Origin of the sequence: Maricaulis sp. MIT060901 (assembly GCF_047123815.1) — a bacterium.
In the GTDB taxonomy this organism is placed as follows: Bacteria; Pseudomonadota; Alphaproteobacteria; order Caulobacterales; family Maricaulaceae; genus Maricaulis.
The window spans coordinates 1,123,769-1,143,607 of record NZ_CP138920.1 but is presented as its reverse complement, the minus strand read 5'-3'; the positions used below and the strand labels follow the sequence as shown (position 1 = coordinate 1,143,607).

The following is a 19,839-nucleotide window of genomic DNA, read 5'->3' as shown; positions in this document are numbered from 1 at the left end:
TGGGACGCAACATTCTGGGGAGGAATATGATCAGGTCTCTTGCCGCTTTCAGCGCGGCGCTGTTTTTCACGACGGCGCCAGCCATGGGCCAGTCTGCGCCATTTAACGTGCGTTATGACGATAACATCCCCACGCTCGAGGAGTTTGCCGGGCATGACTTCCGCGATGAAGTCACACGACCGGAAACCGCGATCGCCTATATCCGCGCACTGGAAGAGGCGGCGCCGGATCGCGTCGATGTCTTCTCTTATGCGACGACCTGGGAAGGACGAGAGCTGGTCTATGCCGTGATCGGGTCGCCGGAACGCATGGCGGATCTGGACCGGGTCCGTGCGGGCATGAATGCCCTGGCTAATCCGGACGGGATGTCGGCTGCCGAGCGCGATCGTCTGATCGAGGAAATGCCGATTGTTGTCTGGCTGTCCTATGGCGTTCATGGCGATGAGATCTCTCCGACGGGGGCCGGTCTGCGAACGGCCTACCACCTGCTGGCTGCCGAGGATGACGAGACGGTCGAAACGATTTTTGACAATGCCCTGATCATCATTGATCCGACCCAAAACCCGGATGGCCGCTCGCGTTTTGTGAATTCATTCGAATCTGCTCGTGGCCTTGAGCCGAGCGCTGATCGTTATGCGGTGGAACATGACCAGCCCTGGCCGCGCGGTCGTTACAATCACTACCTGTTCGATCTGAACCGTGACTGGTTCTCCCTGACCCAGCCGGAAACACGTGGCCGGGTGCGCGAGATGCAGGTCTGGTGGCCGCAGGTTGTCGTCGACTCGCACGAGATGAGCGGTGACTCGACCTATTTTTTCGCGCCGTCTGCCGAGCCCTTCAATCCGAATATCGAGGCCCACCAGCGTCGCACCCAGGAACTGATCGGCCGCAATCATGTCGGCTATTTCGACGAGCTGGGCTATCACTACTTCACGCGCGAGGTCTATGACGCCTTCTATCCGGGCTATGGCGATATGTGGCCGACCCTGCATGGTGCGGTCTCGATGACCTATGAACAGGGGTCTGCCCGTGGCCTGTCCTGGCGCCGTCCGGATGGATCCATCCTGACCTATGGCGATGGCGTTGACCGTAATTTTGTCACCAGCCTCTCCACTGTCGAGGCGGCCGCGCGCAACCGCGTGCAGCTGCTTGGCGAGTACGCCGATTTCCGCGCCAGCGGTGGTCGCCAGCCCAATGGCAATGAAGCGGCGGTCTTTGATGCCAGCGTAAATTCCTGGAATGCCGATCGTCTGGCTCGCCAGCTTGCCTATCAGGGCATCACGGTTGAGCGTCTGGAAGGGCGCCAGTCCCTGTGCGGCGCGACATTTGATGATGGCGCCTATGTGGTGCGGTACGACCAGCCCGCCGGCCGGCTGGCGCGTACGTTGCTGGAGCCGACAACGGATCTTCCGTCCGATTTTGTCGACGAACAGGAACGCCGCCGCGAGGCCGGCCTCAATGCCCAGCTGTATGATGTCACCGCCTGGGCCCTGCCGCTTATGAGCAATGTCGAGGCGACGCAATGTCGACGCGCGCCGGGAAGTGCTGGCGTGATCGTCAGTGCGGATGGTTTGCCCGATGCGCAGCTTGTCGACATGGACGCGGCGTGGGGTTTCGCCATCCCGTGGGATGATGCCGGCCAGGCTCACCTGGTCGCGGCGTTGGCCCGCGAGGGTGTGCAGATGCGCACGACGACGGTACCGTTCCGTATTGGCAATACGACCTATCCCAGCGGATCGGTTGTGGTCCCGCGCAGCGATAATGGTGCCGAGCTTGAATTCCTGATCACACGTCACGCCCGTGAAAGCGGCGCAGAAGTGCATGGCATGGAGAGCAGCTGGGTCGACGAGGGCCCCAATCCGGGTTCCGGGAACTTCTCGCCGGTGTTTGCGCCGCGTATTGCCCTCCTGTGGGGGCAGGGTGTTGGCGCCACGGAAACCGGTGCGACCCGCTATATTCTCGAGCGCCGCTACAACCTGCCTGTGACCATCATCCGCCCGGCCTCGATCGGTCGTGCGGACCTGGACCGGTTCGATGTCATCATCATGCCGGACCAGGGTTTCCCGGGCTATAATTCGATGCTGGGTAGCGCGCGTTCTGCCTTGCAGGGATATGTCCGTGACGGGGGTGTGCTTGTGGGTCTTGGCACCGCCACGCGCTGGCTGGCCGATGCGGACAATGGCTTTCTGCCGCTGCAGCGGGAGCGCGCTGCGCAATCGCCACGCGATGCGGAGGGACAGTCCGCCGGTGTGACCGATGGCAGTGTTCTCACCAGCGAGGCCGAGCGCATGATCGCTGAAGCGGTGCATGGCGCCATGCCGGATTCCTCGCCGGGCGCGCTGGTATCTGTCACCGCCAATACCGATAGCTGGATGTCAGCTGGCTACGAAAACGGTGCCTATGCGCTGGTGACCGGATCGGACATCTATGCGCCGGTTGCGCTGGATGATGCGACGACCGCATTGCGTTTCGCCGGGCCGGAGGAATTGCTTCAGGGTGGATATCTGTGGGCGGAATATGCAGAACAGCTCGCGCACAAACCCTTTGTGGTGACACGCCGGATGGGTCGTGGCCATGTCGTGGCCTTTACCCAGTCTCCGACCACGCGTGCCTATCTGGAAGGGCTGGACCTGTTGCTGCTCAATGCGGTTATCCTCGGCCCCGCTAATTCCAGCCGCTTGCGCTAGTTGATGGAGGGCTAGCTGCCCTCCAGCTCCTCGCGCAGGGTTTCCAGCTCCAGCCAGCGATCCTCCTTGTCGGAGCGTTCCTGCATCGCACGGCCCAGTTCTTCCGAAACCTGGGTCATGCGCGCCGCATCGCTGGCCAGTGCCGGGTGCGCCAGGGACTTCTCAAGCTCGGCTATCCGCGATTCCAGTGCCTCGATCTGCTCGGGCAGGTGTTTGAGCTCGTAACGATCTTTGTTGGCCATGCGTTTGCGTTCCGGCGTCGACTGTTGCGGCTTGGCGCTTGGCTTGTCAGCAGGGCTGGCCTGTTTTCGCGGGGCGTCCTTCTTGGCGACGCCGGCACCGCGCTGGGCCAGCATGTCGGTGTAGCCGCCGGCATACTCCACCCATTTTCCGCGCCCTTCCGACATCAGCACGCTGGTGCAGGTCCGGTCGATGAAGTCGCGATCATGTGACACCAGGAAGACGGTGCCCGCATAACTGGCGATCAGGTCCTGCAGGAGGTCGAGCGTCTCGAGGTCAAGGTCGTTGGTTGGCTCGTCGAGGATGAGCACGTTGGAAGGCAGGGCCAGGGCGCGGGCGAGCAGCAGGCGGGCGCGTTCGCCACCGGAGAGGACTTCGATCGGCGTGTTGGCTTGTTCGGGCGCGAACAGGAAGTCCTTCATATAGGCCATCACGTGTTTGCGCTGGCCGTTGACTTCGACCATGTCGCCGCTGCCCTCGGTCAGCGTTTCCGCCACCGTCCAGTCCGCCCGAAGCGCGGAGCGACGCTGGTCGAGGCTGGCATATTCCAGGTTCTGGGCGAGTTTGACGCTACCCGTGTCCGGTTCCAGCTCGCCGGTTAGCATTTTCAGGAGGGTCGTCTTGCCGGCCCCATTGGGTCCGATCAGGCCGATGCGGGCGCCCCGCGTGACTCGCATGGAGAAGTCGTTCACCAGCCCCTGTTCGCCATAGGCCTTGGACAAGCCGCGCGCATCAACGATCAGCTTGCTGGCCTCCTGGGCCGTCGAGGCCTCCATCTTGGCGGTGCCGGTCGGGCCTCGGTGTTCGGCGCGCTGTCTGCGCAGGTCGTGCAGTTCCGAAAGGCGCCGCACATTGCGCTTGCGCCGCGCGGTGACCCCATAGCGTAACCAGTGTTCCTCGCGCACGATCTTGCGATCCAGCTTGTGCAGTTCGAGCTGTTCGGCTTCCAGTGTCTCGTCGCGCCAGGCTTCGAAACTTTCGAACCCCTTGTTCAGCAGACGTGTCTGCCCACGGTCGAGCCAGACTGTGGAGCGGGAGAGATTGCTGAGGAAACGCCGGTCGTGGCTGATCAGGACCAGGGCAGCGCGGATGGATTTGAGTTCGTCCTCGAGCCACTCGATCGCGGGCAGGTCGAGATGGTTGGTCGGCTCGTCCAGCATCAGGATGTCCGGTTCCGGGGCCAGGGCGCGTGCGAGAGCCGCGCGGCGCGCCTCCCCGCCCGAGATCGAAGCCGGGTCTTCATCACCTGTCAGGCCGAGATGTTCGAGCAGGTAGAGCGCGCGATATTCGCTGTCTGCCGGCGCCAGGCCGTCGAGCACATAGCCCTTCACTGACTTGAACGCGCTGAGATCAGGTTCCTGTTCCAGATAGCGGATGGTCACACCCGGCTGGACAAATCGTACCCCGTCATCAGCCTCGACGAGTCCTGCGGCGACTTTCATCAGCGTGGATTTGCCTGACCCGTTTCGGCCGACGAGGCACAGGCGGGCATTTTCCCCAATGCTCATCTCCGCCCCGTCGAGCAGGGGCGTGACGCCGAAGGTCAGGTGAATGTTCTGGAGGGTGAGAAGCGGTGGGGCCATGCCCCTGAATACGGTCCGAGGCGCTGGCCGTCACCCCGTCATTTCAGGTCAGGCGATGCGGGCATGATCTTCGTCCGGGCCATGGTTCCGGGTCAGGCTGCGCAGGAAGCCCGGGAAGATGTCCATGGCATCGCGGGCCGGCATGGTCTCCTCCTCGCGATTGCCACACCAATAGTCCCAATAGCTGGTGACGTGCGAGACGGCTGAGAGGTCATGGCCGAGCTGGGCGAAGAATTCCGGCGCCTTGAGCAGGATGTGGCGGATAGCCCGGGGATCGCCGCCAGTGGCAAAACGGGCGTATTCGCCTTCGTATTCCGCCATGACGGTTTGCAGCGAACGCCAGCGATTGCGGGTTTCGCCGATAATGTCGCGCCGGATCTCGTCGATCATGAAGCGCTCATTCTGGGTCATGCCGGTGACGATGAGATCGTTGATGGCGATCAGGAAACGCCTCAGTGCATCCTTCTCATCGGCAATGCGCCAGCGATAATAGAGGATGCCCTTCCAGCCGAAGATGGCCGCGCGATACTTGTTTTCGTCCAGGTCCAGTGCATGTTGCAACTGGTCGAAACGCTCATCTTCCTCTCCGGCAAGGATGTAGCGGGCAAACCGAATGGCACGCTGGCGAGAGCCGTCCTCGTCGGCGGTTACGTCCACAGTATCGAAGGCCAGATTGACCATGTCGGACACCTGGTCCGCGACATAGCCCTCCATTTTCTCCAGATCCTTGTCAGAGATGTCAAAATAGAGGTCGGCGACAGGGCTGTCGTGATCGCGGAAGCGGTTGCTGAGCAGGAACGGGTCGAAGGAGGGTATGGCGGCCAAATCGCGCAAGCGCTCCAGATCGTGGGAATAGGCCAGTTCATTGGCGTCCTGGCCGATGAATTCGCGCAATTTGGGTTCGAAGCCGCGCTCCTCGACAAAGAAGGAATGCCCACCCATGGCCAGATCGGTCGTGGTGACCGGCACGATCACTTTGGTGACGACCGGATTGTCAGTGACCAGATAGGGACGCTCGTGTTTGCGTACAGTGTGTTTGATCAGGAAGGCGGTGTTCAGGCGGCGGTTATAGAAAAACGGCAGGTTGGAATGATCGCTCTTGTGACGATAACGACGATGGATCGAGTACAGGTCCAGGATGCGGAATGTTGTCCCGCCCTGCACGATCCGTTTCAGATTTGCTGCTGCCGTAGACTTGCTCAAGTCCCGCATCCCAACATTGCCCGATTGTAATTAAAACCACACAATCCTCACCAGAGCTCTAACGTGAAGTCTGGAGGGGCGATAAGTTTTACTGGCTTGTGTATGAATGCTCAGGCTATGTGAGGGTGTATCTGTTCCCGATTTCAGGCTTCACAAAGATCTGCGCTGATCCTTATGCGGTTACTTCAACTGATTTTCCTCATGACCCTGATCTGTGTTTCGGGGACCGCCTCGGCACAGGCGCTGTGGCGAGCAGGAGATGATCCCGCATGAGCCGAGGCCGGGGTTTCGCGGCCGCTACTGGCTGCGCGTGGTCACGGTGAGCCCAAGCGGCAGCGCGGACACGCTGCCCAGCGCTGTCAGCCTGCGCGCCAATCACCCGGTTGATGTCTACTGGAATGGCCAGCTGCTCGGTCGCAATCATGTTTCCGGTGAGCAGGTCTATGAACGCGTGGATCTGAACCTGCCACCCGACTGGAGCGATGGCGGCGAAGCGCTGCTGGCGTTTCGGGCGGACGCATCCGGGCTTGCCGATACAGAAGCGCTTTACGTCACTTTCGGGGTGGTGGAGCTGCCCACCGCATCACGGCGCGAAATGACGTTGATGGCCGTAGATGGCGCTGTTGGTTTTCTCGCTCTTTTCCTTGTGGCGTGATTCATCGGGCTGTGGGTGTCTGGCCGGCGCAGTCCCGAGATCATGCTGGCGGTGGGCGTATGCGTGATGGCGGCGCTGATCCTGTGGCTGGACGACAGTGATCGCACCTTCAGGGCACCCGACCAGCTGCTCGACGAGATCGTGCTGTTCGGTTCCGCGCTGGGACTGTTGATCCTGGTACCGGCGATTTTCTTCTTCCGTCTGAAACTGCAATCCAGCTGGGCCTGGCTGGCGGGGCTTGTCGTTGCGATCACGGCCTCGATGGTGCCGATCGGCGGGCTGGAACAGGATGCGCGGGCTCTGCTGGCGATGAGCCTCTTCCTGGCGGTTATGGCGGTTATGGCGCGAACCGCAACGAGCTGGGAGCGCTGGAGCCATCTGGCTGCAGCGCTCATGCTGACCGGTGCTGTCGTCATTCGACCGGACCTGCTTCGCTTCTTCCTGGCGGCGCTCGTTGTTCTGATGGGAGCCAGTCTGCTGGCCGAGGTGCTGGCGCGCGAGATTATTGCCAACCGCAATCTGGCGCGTATGGCGCGATTGCAGCTGGCCCTCGTGAAGCGGAATATCCAGCCGCATTTCATCATGAACAGCCTGACCGTAGCCAATGAGCTTCAGCAAACCGACAGCCAGGCGGCCTCGCGTTTTGTCGACGCCATGGCAGGAGAATTCCGGGCCCTGGCCAATATGGTGGACCAGGACACAACGACGGTTCTTGAGGAGATCGAACTGTGTCGCAATCACCTGACCATGATGGGGCTGCGGCTGGGACGCGAGTTTTCGCTTGAGTTCACATCCGACCAGAGCGACGCGCCTTTTCCGCCCGGTGTGCTTCACACGCTGGTCGAGAATGCGATCAGTCATAACCGCTACCGGCAGGAGGCAGTGACCTTTTCGCTGACCGGGCAGTCCGTAGGCGGTGCGAGGGTGTTCGAACTGCGGGTGCCGCGCGCTGACAGGGCGGGTGAGACGTCAATGGGTACCGGGTCTGGAACAGCCTATATCGAGGCTCGGCTGGAAGAGTTCGCGCCGGGGGACTGGCATTTCAGTTCCCAGGCGGACGCTCGGGACTGGGTCAGTCGCATCACTCTGCCAGAGGTCAGCACATGACCAGCGAAACGCCCATTCGTCTCCTCTCCATCGAGGACGAACCCCTGATTGCCCAACGTCTGAAACGCTTCGCGACAAGCATTCTTGGCGAGCAGCTGGTCAGTTTCAGTCTTTGCGAGAGTATTGAGGAAGGGTTGGAATTCCTGGAAGCCCGGCCGGCCGATCTTTTGCTGCTGGACCCCAATCTGCAGGGCGAGGACGGCTTCAAGGTGCTCGAGCGGGTCACCTCCTACGCAGCGCAGACCGTGATTGTCTCGGCCCATTCCGAACGTGCGGCCACGGCGTTTGACTATGGTGTGATCGATTTTGTCTCCAAGCCGTTCGACGAACCGCGCCTGGCGCTGGCTTTCGAGCGTTTCCAGACCCGTCGGCCGAAACAGGCTACGGCTGCGAAATATCTGAGTTTCCGGACGGGGCGTCGGGTAGAGGTCGTGCCGCTGGAAGACGTCGCGCTGCTGCGTGGTGCGGACAAGTATTCCGAAGTCTTGCTGGCCTCCGGTGATATCAAGCTGCACGACAAGGCGCTGGGGAAGCTGAAGCCGCACCTGCCCGAGACCTTCCTGCGCATCCACAAATCCTACATCGTGCGCCTAGACCAGGTCGATCGCTATGAAAGCTTCCCTGGTAACAAGATGGAGCTGGTGCTCCACAATGGTGAACGCGCGCCCGTGAGCCGTTCGAAAATGGCTGACGTGCGCGCGCTCTTCCAGTGATTGGCAATCGCGTCAGAACGCCACGCGCAGTCCGGCTCCCAGCGTGTATCCGTCGTATTGGAAGGACACACTTGACGAGCCAATTGGAGCCGACAGCGTGTAGTCCGTCTCGCCGGCCCGGAAATAGCGCAGGTCCGTGAACAACTGCGTGTTTTCCGAGAGGGAGTAGGACACTCCGCCAATCAGCTGGAGGGCGGCGACGGAGGCATCGCCCTCGATCGAGCCTCAAGTGCCAGCGAAGTCGGCGCTTATGCGCGCCATGCCCAGGCCAGCACCGACATAACCGGACCAGCGGGCTTCGGGGGAAAAGTCGTAAATCGCATTGGCCATGATGGAGGTGGCGCTGAGGCCGTCCCCACTGCTGCCCGTATCCGTGCCATTGAGGGTCAGAGCATTGAACTTGCCGCCGCGATGCGCGAATTCGGCTTCGAAACGCCAATTGTCCATGCGGCAGCCGATAGCGCCGCTGAAGAAGGATGCGTTGGCCAGCTCAAGCTGCATGTCCGCACCCGCGAGTGAAACGTCGGTATCCTCAACGGCACGGATGCCGAACTGACCGGAGACATACATGTCCTGCGCCTGTGCCGGCAGGGAGAGCATCGCAGTGGCCGCGATGGCCAGGAAGATCTGGGTTTTCATTGTGTTACCTCAAACTCGTTGTCTAATCGCCTGCCAGCGGAGGGCTGGTCTGGCTCGTCACGAGTTCGGGGATAGGGGAGCGCCGCGGTGTCGGGGAGGTGGCGTTTCGTAAATGGCTCCTTGTGTGGCGCCAGCGGCTCTTCTGTCGCTCCTGCCGGGATTTCAGGCGGCCTTGTCGGGTTGCGGTGGCACAAAAACCTCGGGGCGGGGTATGTTGGAGGAAGAGCGGTGAACGATTTCGCCTGGCTCTCCCAGCTCGATATCGCGGGTCACACTGGCCATGAAACTGGCGAAAAGCGGCATGGCTTCACGGGCGTGCAGGAAACCCTTCTGGTTCTGACTGGCCCAGAAGCGCCAATAGCCCGGGATATGGCTGACGACCGAGAGATCGCTGCCGATATCATAAAAAAGGCTCGGCGCGCGCAGGAGGAAGGAACGGAAGCCACCGGCGTCCTGCCCGTTACAGAAACGCGCAAAAACGTCTTCATACTCCTGCATCACGCTGGCCAGACTGCACCAGCGGGCCCGGGTTTCGGTCATGATCTTGCGACGCAGATGATCCAGTTCGGTCTGTTCATGCGGCGTGGCGCCGACGATTGCCACCTCCTTCAGCTCGTAGAGGAAGGATTTGAGCGCGTGCAAGGTCTGCGACATGCACCAGCGATAATACAGGATGCCCTTCCAGCCGAAGACACCGGTCTTGAACTCCATTGCGGTCATGCCCAGCGAGCTGCGCAGTGCGTCCAGGCGGCCATCATCGCGATTGGCCAGCAGCTGGCGGGCGAAGTTGGCGGCGCGGGCATCATCGCGATCGGATTTCTCCGAGCCAAAGGCGAGCGAGATCACCGAAACCACCTCACTCGCGACGGCCTCCTCCATGCGCTGGCTCTCGGCTTCGGAGATGTTGAAATAAAGATCGGATACCGGCCGCGTGTGGTTGCGATAACGCTCGCTGAGCAGGAACGGGTCAAAGGAGGGCAGGGCGGCCAGTTCACGCAGGCGCAGAATGTCCAGGTCAATCAGGTGTGGGTCATCGGGACAGTCGAACTCGGCGCGGATCTTGTTGGCAAAGCCGACCTCCTCGACAAACACAGCATGCCCACCCAGCGACAGGTCTTCCTGGGCTAGCGGAATGAGCAGCTTGGTCACCACCGGCTGATTGGACATAACATAGGGGCGTTCATGCGCCCGGACGGTGTGCTTGACGACAAAACAGCGGTTCAGCCGGGAGTGGTTGAAAAACGGGCGCTCGGAATAGTCCAGTCGGTCGCCAAAAGCCTGGGCGATAGAATGCAGGTCCAGGATGCGGCTGGTCGCGCCGCCCTTGACGATCTGTCTCAGATCAGACCGGACTGTCTGACGTAGTTTCATGTTCGCCCTCCACTTGCGTGACCACCAAGGCTAGCAGTCCCGGCTTAAGGGAGATTGCGTCTGCGCGGAGGGATTTGAGACAGTTTTTACGCGGGTTTTAGCCTTGCCGCTAACCGTGCTGGAGATGTCGGGCCGGTTTCAGGAGGGCAAACAGCAGGCCTGCTGCAGCACCACCAATGGAAAGTACAAGCAATCCCGTAACATCGCGGCCAGAGGCCACCGGCGTGATCGTCGAGCCCAGCACGGTGGTATAGTAAACCGTGATGGCATTGATCAGCGTGAACACCGCCGTGGCGCCCGCCAGTGCATAACCAATGCGCCGCCAGCTTTCGCCCAGCCAGCGCGCAATCAGGCCGGCGACCGGGAAAGCGATGGCAAAACCGATGGCCAGGAGAGCCATCAGGGTCGGTCCGAAACCGACCAGGTCCCGGCTGATCGCATCGATACGGACATGGGTGGGGATGTTCGCGCCGACACCCACCAGGCCTTCCAGCACAATGTGTGTATTGGCGATGCTGACAATGACGGCACCAGCAATCAGTGCGGCCAGATAGGACAGGATCAAACGTGTCATCTTTCCCCCTTCACGACGGCAACGAAGCCAAAGCCTGGCCGGATCGTCAAGCCGAAACCGGAAAATCGTCGCCCATACGCGTAATTTTAACTGATTGAATGCTAGGTGAAGACTGAGAAAGGGTTTCTCGGGGAAGACATTTGGCGTCACAGCGCACAACAGATAGCGCAAGGGCGAGTCGTGCCCGAGCGCAGGCCGGACATCGCTCCCGGGCTGCGGCGGGGCCGCTTGTGGCGCTGCTTGGAGCCTGTGTCACCGCATATATGAGTTTGTCCGGCTATCTTGGGCAAATCGAGTTGGCGCTCAATTTTTTCCTTCTGTCCGGCCTCGCCGTCAGCCCGCTCATGCGCCGGTGGAAGCACCTCAGAAACTGGCATGCCCTGTACGTGATCAGTCTGGCGCTTGGGCTGTTTATCTATTCCTCGCTAGCGTCGAACGGCGTTCAGAATTCAGGGCTTCCAGTCCTCATCATAGTCCAGGTCGCGGCTGGTATCTATCTGGGTGCCAGAGGCGTATTGGCAGCAACGGCGGTGCTGGTGCTGTATGCAGCGGCTCTGGTCTTCAAGCTGCTCTATTTCCCTTCGGCTGCTGAGCTCGCCGTTCCGGCGTCCCAGCTGTATGGCAAGGTGTTCCTGTTCACCTTTGCGATTTTCGCGGCGCATTGGGTGACCACGCGTTATCTACGTGAGCATTCGCGATTGCTCGAGGAATTGCAGAAATCTAGCGAGCAGAAGTCCAATTTCCTCGCCAATATGAGCCATGAGATCCGGACGCCGCTGAATGGCATTCTGGGCATGGCCCAGGCGGTTCAGGATCGTCCGCTGGATAATGAGTCCCGGGAAATGGTCGCGACCATGCTGGACAGTGGACGCATGCTGAACACCATCCTCAATGATGTTCTGGACCTGACCAAGATCGAGGCTGGCAAGCTGGATATTGCGCCGGTCGAGGCCGACCTGCCTGCGGCCCTGCACAGTGTTGCGCGCCTGTGGAAGCCGAGCCTGCGCGAAAAGAAACTCGATTTCGTTCTAGATATTGATCCGGTCATTCCAAACGAGCTGGAATTTGATCCTGTGCGTGTGCGCCAGTGTCTCAACAATCTGATGTCCAACGCGCTCAAATTCACCAGCGAAGGCTCCGTCAGCTTGCAGGCACGGATGCCGGTCCGTAAGGGTCATGATCGTTGCACGATCGAGATCAGTGTCTGCGATACCGGGATCGGCATGTCCGAGGAGATAGAGGCACGCCTGTTCACACCGTTTGAACAGGGCGAGGCCGATACCACACGGCGGTTTGGCGGCACTGGGTTGGGCCTGACCATCTCGCGCACTCTGGCCAATATGATGGGCGGTGATATCCGCGTTGAGAGCCGGGAGGGCGAAGGCTCAAAGTTCTACCTCACCTTCGAGGTGGGATTGGAGGCGAGTGCCGTTGAAGAGGCTCCCACATCCGGCCGGCCGGATGTAGTGGATCAGCACGCGGAAGATTTGCGTATCCTTCTGGTCGATGATGTCGCTACCAATCGCATTGTTGCGCGCCATCTGCTGGCGACGGTCGGCATGGAGATTGTCGAGGCGGAAAATGGTGCCGAGGCGGTCGAGATCCTGGAATCCGGTGATCGTTTCGACCTGGTACTGATGGACATGCACATGCCGGTTCTGGATGGCGAACAGGCGACGGCGCGCATTCGCGCGAGCTCGGGCCGGCATGTCGATATCCCGATCCTGGCCATGACGGCAGATGTGATGTCGCTCAATGATCTTCGCCTGGCCCAGATCCAGATGGACGGGCTGATTGCCAAGCCGGTGGAGCGCGAACAAATGATCGCGACCATCTTTGAAGTTCTGGAATTGCGAGAGACCACTTCCCAGCTCCGCAAATCCGGCTAGTCTCTTGCCTGAGATTTGGTGTGAGGGACGATGATCTTCACAAGTGTTTTTCTGGCCGCGACCCTGCAGGCCACCAGCCCGGCCGAGCCGGATTTCCAGACCGAAGTGCTGGCCGAGGGGCTGGACTATCCCTGGGCGGTCGCTGAGTTGCCTGATGGCGATATCCTGATCACCGAGAAGACTGGTCAGTTGCGCTGGTATCGAGACGGCAGCCTGCAGGCCGAGCCAGTCGGTGGTGTGCCGGATGTGCTTTATGGTGGACAAGGTGGATTGCTGGACATCGTGGCACATCCCGGATTTGCCGAGAACCGGCTGGTCTATCTGACCTGGTCCGACGGACAGCCGCGCCAGAATGTGCTGGCGCTCGGGCGGGCGCGGTTCGAGGGCGGGCAATTGCTTGACCTGGAAACCCTCTTCACATCCACGCCCCGGACCACTGATGTGCATTATGGCGCGCGCCTCGTCTTCCTCAATGACGGTTCGATCCTGCTTGGCTTGGGGGATGGGTTCGACCTGCGCGAACAGGCGCAGGTGGTCGGAAATCACTACGGATCATTTGTACACCTTGACGCGGATGGTCAGGCCTTGGCCTCACCGTTTGATGAAGCAGCTCCCGGCATATTCACCATCGGCCATCGTAACCCCCAGGCCGTTGTCGTCGATCCGGTTAGCGGTGCGGTCTATGCACATGAACACGGACCGCAAGGCGGCGACGAGATCAATCTCCTGGTCGAGGGCAGCAATTACGGCTGGCCGATTACCTCCTATGGCATCGACTATACGGGTGCGCTGGTCACGCCGTTCGAGACCTATCCCGGCATGACCGAGCCGCTGGTGCACTGGACGCCGTCCATCGCTCCGGCAGGCATGGCGTTCTATAGCGGAGACATGTTCCCGGAATGGCAGGGGGATCTGTTTGTTGCCGCGCTTATCCCAGGCGAGGCACCGATCGCGAGCGGCCATATCCGCTGGGTTGACCTCGAAGACGGGCAGGTGGTCGACCAGGCGGTCCTGCTCAGCGAGTTCGAGGCGCGTTTCCGTGATGTGCGTCTGGCCGCTGACGGCAGCCTTTTGGCCATCACCGACAGCGATAACGGCCAGTTGATCCGCGTTTATCGCGACTAGCCGAAAACGTTGGAGCCATCCAGCACGTGGTGACGAACAAGGCGGCTGTCGAGGACTGCGGCCTGGCGGTGAGGCACGGCGTTGCTCTGATAGACCGGGTCGGTGACCATCTCCAGGAAGGCACCTGCCGTTGGATAGGCCGCGATGAAGGAAATATCCCAGGCCTCGTCGGCCGGGCCAATCAGCGTCACCTGAGGCTCGCCGCGCCACAGGATCGTGCCGCCGACACGCTGGAAGATCGGCCCCGAGAACTTTCCGTAGTTTGCATAGGCCTCTTTGCCCGTCGCCTCGCGGCCGTCGGGGTAGATAGCCCTGTCGCGCAGGCGGATCAGATTGAGCATCTGGATCGGAGAGGACCGGTCCAGATCCTTGAAGATCTGGAAGGCCTCGCGGGTGGGGTCGACATGGCTCATCAGATTTTCCTATTCGGCAGATTGCTGTTTGGGCTGGATCAAGCCGGGAAAATGGCGGCGAAGCCTGGCCATCAAAGTGCTGATGAGCTTGCGTCGGAAGTTACCCAGGCGAGAGGGAACACCCAGCATCACCGGCGTCAGCACCAGGGTCAGCAGGGTCGAGAAACCCAGGCCCCAGACAACGGCCGAGGACAGCTGGACCCACCATTCACTGGCCGGCCCACCCACGAGCAGGCGGGCGTGGGCGAAGTCGGCATTGATCTGGAACACCATTGGCAGCAGGCCGAAAATCGTCGTGATCGTCGTCAGCATGACCGGGCGCAAACGCTGGGCTGCCGTGCGGACGATGGCTTCGTCGACACTCATGCCCAGACCGCGCAGGCGCTGGAACGTGTCGATCAGGACGATATTATTGTTCACGACAATTCCGGCCAGCGTCACGATGCCCGTGCCCAGGAAAAGGACGGAGATGTAGGGGAAGGTCAGGAAGACCCCCAGGAAGACGCCGACCACGGAGAGCACGACTGCCTGGAGTGTCAGTACGACATGCCAGAAATTGTTGAACTGCCAGAGCAGGATCACAGCCATCATGAACAGTGAGGCCATCATGGCGCCGGCAAAGAAGGCACCGGCTTCGGCGTTTTCCTCATCCGCACCGAGATAGCTGACTTCGACCTGGGACGGGATGGTGCCGTCGGCGACACGGGCATTCACCCAGTCCTGGACATCGGCGAGCAGCAGGTTGCCTGCATAGCCCTCGGCGGCGTTGGCGCGCACGACGAAATAACGCTGGCCATCGCGGCGGCTGATGCTGTCGACCCGCGGCCTCGCTTCGCGAGTGACGAAGTTTGATATTGGAACCGCGCCGGCGACCGTATTCACACGCAGATCGTCCAGACGGCTGATATCTCGGTCATCAGCCGGGAAACGCACGCGGATATCGACTTCCTCGTCCGCATCATCAGGACGATAACGACCAACCAGCGTGCCCGAGGTGACCAGCTGGACGGCCGCACCGACCTGGGCCACGTCCGCACCGAAGCGACCGGCTTCCTCGCGGTCCACATCCAGGCGCCATTCAACACCCGGCAAGGGCAAGGTGTCCTCGATATCAGTGAGACCTTCGAACTGGTCGATATAGCCGCGTACCAGACGGGTCGCGGCGACCAGGGCTGCAGCATCGTCTGAGCGCAATTGAACCTGGACGTCCTTGCCCACGGGAGGGCCTTGCTGGAAGCGTCGGACCTCGACGATCACGCCGGGCAGGCCGACAAGGGCCTCGCGGATATTGGCTTCGATCAGGCGGCCATTCGGACGTTGGCCGAAGGGATGGAATTCGACAAATATGCGCGCGATCGTATCGGCGGGCGCGCCTCCCGTGCCATCGAAGGGCGAAGCGCCCGGAGGGGCGCCGGCGACGGTGTAATAACCCTTGATGCCTTCAATGCCATCAATGCGTCGCTCTGCCTGTAGCGCCAGCTGGTATTGCTCTTCCGGTGAGAGATTGCCGCGGGCGCGAACAAAGACATAGACCTGTTCCGGCTCGGCATCGATAAAGAATTCGGTGCGCTTGGGGCCGCCGAAGGCCCCGCCGGATTGTGCGATGAACGCGAACATTACACTGAAGACCACCACCATTGTGCCAAGGGCAACCATGCCCGGGCGCCGTGCCAGCGCAGAGATCATGCGGGCATAGAGGCCGGTGAAGCCGGGTAGTTCGGTTGGCTGTCCACCCTCCTGGGCATTGAGGTGCGCCAGCGCGCTGTCCTTGTCAGCTTCGCCACCCTTCTTGCCCAGCACAGAGCCGAGCGTAGGCAGGAATATCAGTGCCATCACCAGTGCGGCAGACAGGACGAATATCAGGGTCAGAGGCAGGAAGGCCATGAACTGGCCAGGAATGGAATCCCAGAACAGGAAGGGCAGGAAAGCCGCCAGTGTGGTCGCTGTGGAGGAGATGATCGGCCAGAACATGCGCTTGCCGGCCTGGCGATAGGCTTCGATCCGGGTCTCGCCCTCGGCCAGTTTCCGGTCGGCATACTCCACCACGACAATGGCGCCATCGACCAGCAGGCCCACGGCCAGGACCATGGCGAACATCACCATCATGTTGATGGTCAGCCCGTAGATATCCAGCAGCAGGAAAGAGAAAAGGAAGCTGGAGGGGATGGCGAGACCGACCAGCAGGGCGGAGCGCAGGCCCAGCGCGGCGACGACCACGATGAGAACCAGGAGAATGGCCAGCATGATCGAGCTGGTCAGAGAGTTCAGGCTGTCACGAACATAGGTCGACAGGTCCAGGCTGAAATCATACCGCACGGTCGACGGCCAGGTCTCGGCGATCTGGGAGGTCAGTTCGCGCACACGCGTGGACGTATCCATGATGTTTTCGCCGGAACGGCGCACGACCTGGAGTGTGAAGGCGGTCTGGCCGTTGTAACGGGAGAAACTGTCGGCATCCTTGAAGGTCCGCCGCACGGTGGCGACGTCCTGCAGTGTGACCACTGCATCGCCAGAGCTGGTCAGCGGCAGATTGAGCGCATCCTCGGCCGTCTCGAACAGGCCGGGAACCTTGACCTGGAAACGCGCATCACCACTGTCCAGGGACCCCGCAGCAATGAGCTGGTTGTTGGACTGAACGGCATTGAATAACTGCCCATAGGTGACGCCATAGGTTTCCAGCAGGGCCGGATCCACCACGATCTCCAGCAATTCATCGCGAATGCCCTGGATGTCGACCTGCAGGATTTCCGGCAGGGTTTCCAGCTCTTCCTCGAGATCGCGGGCGATACGATAGATCGTGCGTTCCGGCGCTTCGCCATAGACCTGGACCGCGATGGTCGGGGCAAGGGCGGAGTTGAACTCCTGGATGACCGGTTCACGCGCTTCTTCCGGATATTCCCGGCGCGCCATGTCGACGGCTTCGCGCACATCGAGCACGGCCTGGTCGGAATCAAATGGTACAGAGAATTCGGCGACCAGCACGCCGGCGCCGAGGGTGCCGACACTGTCGAGTTCTTCCATGTCATCGAGCGCGCGCAGTTCCGTCTCGGTCGGGCGCACGATGAGGCGTTCGGCGTCCTCCGGAGAGATTCCGGCCAGCGGCACGGTGATGATCACAAACGGAAAGGGAATGTCCGGGTCCGCTTCGCGGGGCAGGGTCAGGAAAGACAGGAGGCCGGCGAGCAGGGCGCACACGAAAATGGCCAGGATCATCCTGGACCGGTTGATGGCAAAATCGACTATGCCTGTCATGGTCAACTTCCCCTAGTTTTCGCGACGCGAGCGCACGCGGGTGCCTTCGGCGACAAATTCCTGTCCGAGAACAATGACATTGGCTGGCTCGGGCAATCCGGCAACCCAGACTTCCTCGCCGTCATCGCTGAGCAGGGCGACGGGGACGAAACGCACCACATCATCACCCTCGACGATACGGACACCCAGCTCGCCCTCGGAATTGAGCGCGAGGATGGTGGTTGGAACACGATGCGCGGGCTGGGCCTGCAGCGGTATGTTGATGTCGGCGGTCACGCCCGAGCGCAGCAGGCCGTCCGGGTTCGGTGCCTCGACCTCGACACGGAAGGTGCGGGTGGCGGGGTCGGCGCGGCGCTCGACAAACCGGACCTGCGCCTCGATCGTCTCGCCGGTAACCAGTTCAGCCCGGGCCGGCATGCCGATGCTCAGACCGGCGACGTCACGTTCGGCGACTTCGGCGACGACAAGGATCGGGTCCAGCTGGACCACGGCGCCGCAGGCATCGCCCGGGCGCAGATAGTCACCGATCTCTGCGGTGCGACCATCGAAAAAGCCGTCAAACGGTGCGCGCAGCAGGATGTTGTCCATCTCCTGGCGGGCGGCTTCCAGCTGGGCGAGGGCGGCATCCCGGGCGGCGGCCATGGCTGCGACCTGGTTGGCCGAGCGGTGACCGCGATTGGAGAGTTCGACCGCGGCATCATATTCCAGCTGGCGTGACCGCAGATCTGCCCGGGCCTGGTCCAGCGCGGCTTCACGCGCATCGACGTCCAGGCGACACATGATATCGCCCTCGGCGATCAGCTCGCCCTCGATCGCCGGCGTCTCGACAACGCGGCCACCGGTTTCGGCGCGGACAAGTACCTCGCGGAAAGCCTCGGTGCGTCCCCGAAGGCCAAGCACAGCCGGGCGCGGCTGGGCGGTGACGCGGCGGACGACGACTTCGAACAGCTCGGGCTCGGAACTGGAGCTGGCTTCAGGTGCTGTCTCGTCACTCGAGGCGAGCGTGCCGATCGTGAAGACGAGAACGACGAAGACAAGGATGCTGATTGCGGTCAGGTGAGAGCGATTCATGGGTGTGCGGCCTGTACTGAAACACGGCCCCTGAGGGGGGATTTGTCTGGAGTTAACAGTGTTCATACTCTCGCCAGACAGGCTTGGCGACGATTATTTGTGCATTCCGGTATCAGAATATGCGAAGTGCGCGGATCAGACGCACTGGCCGGCCACCCAGCCGGATGACCAGGCCCACTGGAAGTTATATCCGCCCAGCCAGCCGGTGACGTCCACTGCCTCACCGATGAAATAGAGATTGCCGTGCGATCGCGCTTGCATCGTCTTGCTGTCGAGGTCGTGGGTGTCGACGCCGCCGAGGGTGACTTCCGCGGTACGATAGCCCTCCGAGCCCGTTGGAGTAAGCGTCCAGGCCGAAAGCGTGTCAGCGATTTCGTGCAGGCGTTTGCTGGAAGTTTCTGCCATCTTGCCGGGCGCGTTGATCTCTTCGCTCATGGCCTGGGCGAGGCGGTCTGGCAGATGCTGGGCAAGGGCCTTGCCAAGTCCCTGGGCACCGTGCGCGGCCTTGAACGTGGCCAGCTCGGTGAACCAGTCGAGCTCCGGTCGCAGGTGGACACGGATGTCCTCGCCTTCGCGCCAATATGACGAGATCTGCAGGATGGCCGGACCGCTTAGACCACGATGGGTAAACAGCATGGCCTCGTCGAAACCCTTGCGCGCGTTGACGATGCGTGTGTCGCAGGCGACGCCGGCAAGGGATTTGAACTGATCGAGACGGTCACCAGAGAAGGTCAGGGGCACAAGTGCCGGGCGGGTCTCGGTGACATTCAGGCCATACTGCCGGGCGATATCATAGGCAAAGCCGGTCGCACCCATCTTCGGGATGGACTTGCCGCCGCTGGCGATTACCAGGGATTGGCAACTCAGACCTGTTCCGTCGTTCAGGGTCAGGCGAAACCCGTCGCCCTCGCGCTCCAACGTGCTCACTGCCGTGTTCAGGTGCAGCTGGCCGCCGGCCGCGTTGAGCTCGCCCACCAGGGCTTCGATGATCAGCTTGGCAGAGACATCACAGAACAACTGGCCCAGGGTTTTTTCATGCCAGGCGATGCCATGGCCATCGACCCAGTCGATGAAGTCGTACTGGGTGTAGCGCTTGAGCGCAGACTTCACGAAGTGCGGGTTGTCCGACAGGTAGTTGCCGGGCTCGGCGTGCAGGTTGGTGAAATTGCACCGCCCGCCGCCGGAGATGCGGATTTTCTCGGCAGGCGCCTTGCTGTGCTCGATGACAGCGACGGAGCGACCGCGCTTGCCCGCCTCGATCGCGCAGAAAAGTCCGGCAGCGCCGGCTCCGATGATGGCAACGTCGACGGGTTGCAT

16 protein-coding genes are annotated in these 19,839 nt (G+C 61.4%); 6 read left to right on the top strand and 10 right to left on the bottom strand.

All coding sequences use genetic code 11. The features are described 5' to 3' along the window. Positions 1–26: 26 nt before the first annotated feature. Entirely contained in the window at positions 27–2,687 is a 2,661-nt protein-coding gene (locus tag SIC17_RS05795) for a M14 family metallopeptidase (RefSeq protein WP_412546660.1), read from the top strand. A gap of 11 nt (positions 2,688–2,698) precedes the next feature. Here SIC17_RS05795 and SIC17_RS05790 read toward each other — a convergent pair whose 3' ends face one another. Together SIC17_RS05790 and SIC17_RS05785 are read right to left on the bottom strand one after the other, a co-directional pair. Beyond that, complete coding sequence (locus SIC17_RS05790) at positions 2,699–4,510, bottom strand: ABC-F family ATP-binding cassette domain-containing protein (RefSeq protein ID WP_412546659.1); 1,812 nt, start codon at positions 4,508–4,510, stop codon at positions 2,699–2,701. Positions 4,511–4,558: 48 nt separating this feature from the next. Next, a complete protein-coding gene (locus SIC17_RS05785) occupies positions 4,559–5,713 on the bottom strand; it encodes a hypothetical protein (protein WP_412546658.1) in 1,155 nt (384 codons plus the stop codon). Between the two features lie 259 nt (positions 5,714–5,972). Here SIC17_RS05785 and SIC17_RS05780 point away from each other — a divergent pair, with 259 nt between their 5' ends. The 3 genes from SIC17_RS05780 to SIC17_RS05770 all read left to right on the top strand — a co-directional run bounded on the left by SIC17_RS05780 (position 5,973) and on the right by SIC17_RS05770 (position 8,188). Next, positions 5,973–6,368: a hypothetical protein gene (locus SIC17_RS05780; protein ID WP_412546657.1), complete on the top strand. Its 396-nt coding sequence runs from the start codon at positions 5,973–5,975 to the stop codon at positions 6,366–6,368. A gap of 66 nt (positions 6,369–6,434) precedes the next feature. Then, positions 6,435–7,475 (top strand): histidine kinase, encoded by a 1,041-nt coding sequence (locus tag SIC17_RS05775; RefSeq protein WP_412546656.1) that lies wholly within the window; start codon positions 6,435–6,437, stop codon positions 7,473–7,475. After that, positions 7,472–8,188, top strand: a complete 717-nt coding sequence (locus SIC17_RS05770; RefSeq protein WP_412546655.1) for a LytR/AlgR family response regulator transcription factor — start codon at positions 7,472–7,474, stop codon at positions 8,186–8,188. The genes SIC17_RS05775 and SIC17_RS05770 overlap by 4 nt, the downstream gene beginning before the upstream one ends. Positions 8,189–8,200: 12 nt before the next feature. On the opposite strand, the gene SIC17_RS05765 is transcribed toward SIC17_RS05770, so the two are convergent. From SIC17_RS05765 to SIC17_RS05750, 4 genes are all read right to left on the bottom strand, one after another. After that, a complete protein-coding gene (locus tag SIC17_RS05765; protein WP_412546654.1) occupies positions 8,201–8,362 on the bottom strand; it encodes a hypothetical protein in 162 nt (53 codons plus the stop codon). A gap of 51 nt (positions 8,363–8,413) precedes the next feature. Then, positions 8,414–8,827 (bottom strand): hypothetical protein, encoded by a 414-nt coding sequence (locus SIC17_RS05760; protein WP_412546653.1) that lies wholly within the window; start codon positions 8,825–8,827, stop codon positions 8,414–8,416. Between the two features lie 162 nt (positions 8,828–8,989). Continuing rightward, positions 8,990–10,198: a hypothetical protein gene (locus SIC17_RS05755; RefSeq protein ID WP_412546652.1), complete on the bottom strand. Its 1,209-nt coding sequence runs from the start codon at positions 10,196–10,198 to the stop codon at positions 8,990–8,992. 109 nt (positions 10,199–10,307) lie between these two features. Beyond that, complete coding sequence (locus SIC17_RS05750) at positions 10,308–10,772, bottom strand: hypothetical protein (protein WP_291894965.1); 465 nt, start codon at positions 10,770–10,772, stop codon at positions 10,308–10,310. Positions 10,773–11,002: 230 nt separating this feature from the next. Between SIC17_RS05750 and SIC17_RS05745 the strand changes: the two genes are divergently transcribed. Next, the gene (locus SIC17_RS05745) at positions 11,003–12,661 is read left to right on the top strand and encodes an ATP-binding protein (RefSeq protein ID WP_291894963.1); all 1,659 of its coding nucleotides are present in this window, start codon (positions 11,003–11,005) and stop codon (positions 12,659–12,661) included. A gap of 30 nt (positions 12,662–12,691) precedes the next feature. After that, a complete protein-coding gene (locus SIC17_RS05740) occupies positions 12,692–13,786 on the top strand; it encodes a PQQ-dependent sugar dehydrogenase (RefSeq protein WP_291894961.1) in 1,095 nt (364 codons plus the stop codon). On the opposite strand, the gene SIC17_RS05735 is transcribed toward SIC17_RS05740, so the two are convergent. The 4 genes from SIC17_RS05735 to SIC17_RS05720 form a co-directional block, all read right to left on the bottom strand. Next, a complete protein-coding gene (locus SIC17_RS05735; RefSeq protein ID WP_291894959.1) occupies positions 13,783–14,199 on the bottom strand; it encodes a DUF1330 domain-containing protein in 417 nt (138 codons plus the stop codon). The two genes, SIC17_RS05740 and SIC17_RS05735, sit on opposite strands and share 4 nt — an antisense overlap. 9 nt (positions 14,200–14,208) lie before the next feature. Further along, positions 14,209–17,451: an efflux RND transporter permease subunit gene (locus SIC17_RS05730; protein ID WP_412546651.1), complete on the bottom strand. Its 3,243-nt coding sequence runs from the start codon at positions 17,449–17,451 to the stop codon at positions 14,209–14,211. 12 nt (positions 17,452–17,463) lie between these two features. Then, positions 17,464–18,522: an efflux RND transporter periplasmic adaptor subunit gene (locus SIC17_RS05725; protein ID WP_291894955.1), complete on the bottom strand. Its 1,059-nt coding sequence runs from the start codon at positions 18,520–18,522 to the stop codon at positions 17,464–17,466. 135 nt (positions 18,523–18,657) lie between these two features. After that, complete coding sequence (locus tag SIC17_RS05720) at positions 18,658–19,839, bottom strand: NAD(P)/FAD-dependent oxidoreductase (RefSeq protein WP_412546650.1); 1,182 nt, start codon at positions 19,837–19,839, stop codon at positions 18,658–18,660.

What these genes read in the sequence shown, in the direction of transcription:
- SIC17_RS05770 (WP_412546655.1), top strand. Translation starts at nt 7,472, where the DNA reads ATGACCAGCGAAACGCCCATTCGTCTCCTCTCCATCGAGGACGAACCC.
- SIC17_RS05755 (WP_412546652.1), bottom strand. Translation starts at nt 10,198, where the DNA reads ATGAAACTACGTCAGACAGTCCGGTCTGATCTGAGACAGATCGTCAAG.
- SIC17_RS05730 (WP_412546651.1), bottom strand. Translation starts at nt 17,451, where the DNA reads ATGACAGGCATAGTCGATTTTGCCATCAACCGGTCCAGGATGATCCTG.
- SIC17_RS05725 (WP_291894955.1), bottom strand. Translation starts at nt 18,522, where the DNA reads ATGAATCGCTCTCACCTGACCGCAATCAGCATCCTTGTCTTCGTCGTT.
- SIC17_RS05775 (WP_412546656.1), top strand. Translation starts at nt 6,435, where the DNA reads ATGGCGGCGCTGATCCTGTGGCTGGACGACAGTGATCGCACCTTCAGG.
- SIC17_RS05795 (WP_412546660.1), top strand. Translation starts at nt 27, where the DNA reads ATGATCAGGTCTCTTGCCGCTTTCAGCGCGGCGCTGTTTTTCACGACG.
- SIC17_RS05760 (WP_412546653.1), bottom strand. Translation starts at nt 8,827, where the DNA reads ATGAAAACCCAGATCTTCCTGGCCATCGCGGCCACTGCGATGCTCTCC.
- SIC17_RS05790 (WP_412546659.1), bottom strand. Translation starts at nt 4,510, where the DNA reads ATGGCCCCACCGCTTCTCACCCTCCAGAACATTCACCTGACCTTCGGC.
- SIC17_RS05735 (WP_291894959.1), bottom strand. Translation starts at nt 14,199, where the DNA reads ATGAGCCATGTCGACCCCACCCGCGAGGCCTTCCAGATCTTCAAGGAT.
- SIC17_RS05720 (WP_412546650.1), bottom strand. Translation starts at nt 19,839, where the DNA reads ATGCAACCCGTCGACGTTGCCATCATCGGAGCCGGCGCTGCCGGACTT.
- SIC17_RS05750 (WP_291894965.1), bottom strand. Translation starts at nt 10,772, where the DNA reads ATGACACGTTTGATCCTGTCCTATCTGGCCGCACTGATTGCTGGTGCC.
- SIC17_RS05780 (WP_412546657.1), top strand. Translation starts at nt 5,973, where the DNA reads ATGATCCCGCATGAGCCGAGGCCGGGGTTTCGCGGCCGCTACTGGCTG.
- SIC17_RS05740 (WP_291894961.1), top strand. Translation starts at nt 12,692, where the DNA reads ATGATCTTCACAAGTGTTTTTCTGGCCGCGACCCTGCAGGCCACCAGC.